Genomic DNA, 2,356 nt, shown 5'->3' on the forward strand with positions numbered 1-2,356 from the left:
GCGGGGAGGCGTCGACCGGGCGGGACGACCCGGCCACGGTGCCGGCCGAGCACTGATCCGGCCGTAGGCTGACGGGGTGCACGAGGAGATCGCGGAGGACTGGACGGCGTACGCCGCGGAGAGCGTGCTGCTGGACGGCTTCCACGCGCTGAAGCACGCCCTGCGCTTCGGAGCGCGCGTCCCCGTGGCCGTGGCCCGGGACCCGCAGGCGGCCCTCGCGCTCGCCGGGGAGCTCGCGCCCGACCTCACCGGCGCCCTGGACGCCCTGCTGCGCCCGGTGTCCGAGGCGGCGCTGCGCGAGCTGGTGCCCCGCCCGCACCCCACGGGGGTCGCCGCGCTCGCCCTGCGGGCCACCGCGCCGGACCCGCCCGCGACACCGGACCGCACGGCGCCCCTCGTCGTGCTCGACCACCCGCGCAACCTCGGCAACGTCGGTGCCGTCGTACGGCTCGCGGCGGGCTGCGGCGCGGCCGGGGTGCTCACCACGGGAACGGCCGACCCCTGGCACCCCGCGGCCGTACGGGCGAGCGCCGGGCTGCACTTCGCCACCGCTGTGGCGCGCCGGGAGGCGGCGACGCTGCCCGCTGGGCCGCTCTACGCGTTCGACCCGGAGGGCGCCGACCTGCGGTCCTTCACCCTGCCCGGGAACGCGATGCTCGCCTTCGGCTCCGAACGGCACGGCCTGTCGGACGCCCTGCGGGACCGGGCCGACCACCTGGTGTCCCTTCCGATGCGACCTCAGGTGTCCAGTTTCAACCTGGCCACCAGTGTCGCCATGGCGCTGTACCACTGGATGGCCTCCCCGGAGGCGCGGAGCGCGCCCCCGGGACGCCGGTCCGGCTGACGCCCGCGCCTCAGAGGTACGGGCCGCCGGTGCGGGGGTGGTGGCCGGACGCCTCCTCGCCCTGGGCCATGTCGTCCGGCAGGGCGCCGGGCGGCAGCGCTCTGCGCATCTGCTCCAGCTGCGCCCGCGCGGCCATCTGCTGGGCGAAGAGCGCCGTCTGGATGCCGTGGAAGAGGCCCTCCAGCCAGCCCACCAGCTGGGCCTGGGCGATCCGCAGCTCGGCGTCGGTCGGTACGGACTCGTCGGTGAAGGGCAGGGACAGCCGTTCCAGTTCCTCGATCAGTTCGGGAGCGAGGCCGTCCTCCAGCTCCTTGATCGAGCTGGTGTGGATCTCCTTGAGGCGCGCCCGGCTGGCTTCGTCCAGCGGCGCCGCCTTCACCTCCTCCAGCAGCTGCTTGATCATGCTGCCGATGCGCATGACCTTCGCGGGCTGCTCGACCATCTCCGTCACGGGGACCTCAGCCTGCTCCTCGCCGTCACCGTCGCCCCCCTTGGCAGCGGTGCTGCCGAGAGCCATTCCGTCCGGCCCCACGACCAGAACCTGCGGACTCTCCTGCGACTGTTCGTTGCTCGGCTGTGTCATACCCCCCATTCTGCACGCTGTACCGACAGCGGGCTGAGCCGCGGGCGGCTGTGCGGAAGCCGTCGGCGCGCCGCCTCGGACCGTCCCTCAGCCGCGCCGCAGGCGGAGCGCCAGGAAGGCGAGCCCCAGCCCGGTGAGCGCCAGTCCGGCGCCCAGCGGCAGCACGGGCAGCACCTCTCCGGACGGCTCGGCGGCAACGTCCGTTCCGGCCTCCCGCGCGGACCGCTGACCGGGCGCGGGCGGGTCCGGCTCGTACAGGTTGTGGCGGCCGATCGCCTGGTCCGTCACCCGTGGCGCGGGGCGCAGGGACGGGGACGGCGGCCGGATGCGGGGCGGGGGCCCGGCCTGCCGGTCCCCCTCCTGCGCGGCGGGCCGCCCCCGGCGGGCGGCCGGGCCGTCGGGGCTGCCGCTGCCGTGCGGGGCGCCCGGCGGGCAGGCCCGGCTCCGCCCGTGGCCGTGGTGCCGGTGTCCGTGGTGGCCCCGCTGCCCCGGCCGCGCCGAGGGGGACTCGCTCGTGCTCCGCGCGGGCGTCGGCTCTCCGGCGGTGGGCGATGCGGAGGGCTCGTCCGGGCGTCCGGTGTCGCCGGGGGCGTCCGAGGGCGGCTTCGAGGCGGCCGGTATCTCGTCCGGGCCGACGTCGGGCGGTGTGCGCGCGGGGCGCTGCCCGGCCCCGGGCCGGCCGTCCTGCGGGCGCTCGCCCTCGACCGCCGCCTCGGGCCGCAGCGGGGGCTGCGGGGGCTGCGGGTCAGCGGAGCCCAACACGGACGGGGCGGGCGGATCGCCGCTCGGCTCGCCCGGCGGGGTGGCGGCCAGCGCGAGCGGTCCCGGCAGCGCCAGAACGGCGCAGGCCAGCAGGGCGACACCGCTGCGCCTGCGCTGAGAGTGACCCACCGAGTGCCTCCCGAGCTGGCTCGTTCCGAGAGGTAATC

Annotated in this window: 3 protein-coding genes; 1 reads left to right on the forward strand and 2 read right to left on the reverse strand. The window is 77.0% G+C overall.

The genetic code is table 11. The annotated features are described in order from the left end of the window. Positions 1–76: 76 nt before the first annotated feature. Complete coding sequence (locus tag G5C65_RS35585; protein WP_338146822.1) at positions 77–844, forward strand: TrmH family RNA methyltransferase; 768 nt, start codon at positions 77–79, stop codon at positions 842–844. 10 nt (positions 845–854) lie between these two features. On the opposite strand, the gene G5C65_RS35590 is transcribed toward G5C65_RS35585, so the two are convergent. Together G5C65_RS35590 and G5C65_RS35595 are read right to left on the reverse strand one after the other, a co-directional pair. Continuing rightward, positions 855–1,427, reverse strand: a complete 573-nt coding sequence (locus G5C65_RS35590) for a bacterial proteasome activator family protein (protein WP_165303191.1) — start codon at positions 1,425–1,427, stop codon at positions 855–857. A gap of 87 nt (positions 1,428–1,514) precedes the next feature. After that, positions 1,515–2,356, reverse strand: an 842-nt coding sequence (locus tag G5C65_RS35595) for a hypothetical protein (RefSeq protein WP_206442638.1), incomplete at its 5' end; no start/stop codon positions are given.

Origin of the sequence: Streptomyces boncukensis, assembly GCF_011045075.1 — a bacterium.
GTDB lineage: Bacteria > Actinomycetota > Actinomycetes > Streptomycetales > Streptomycetaceae > Streptomyces > Streptomyces boncukensis.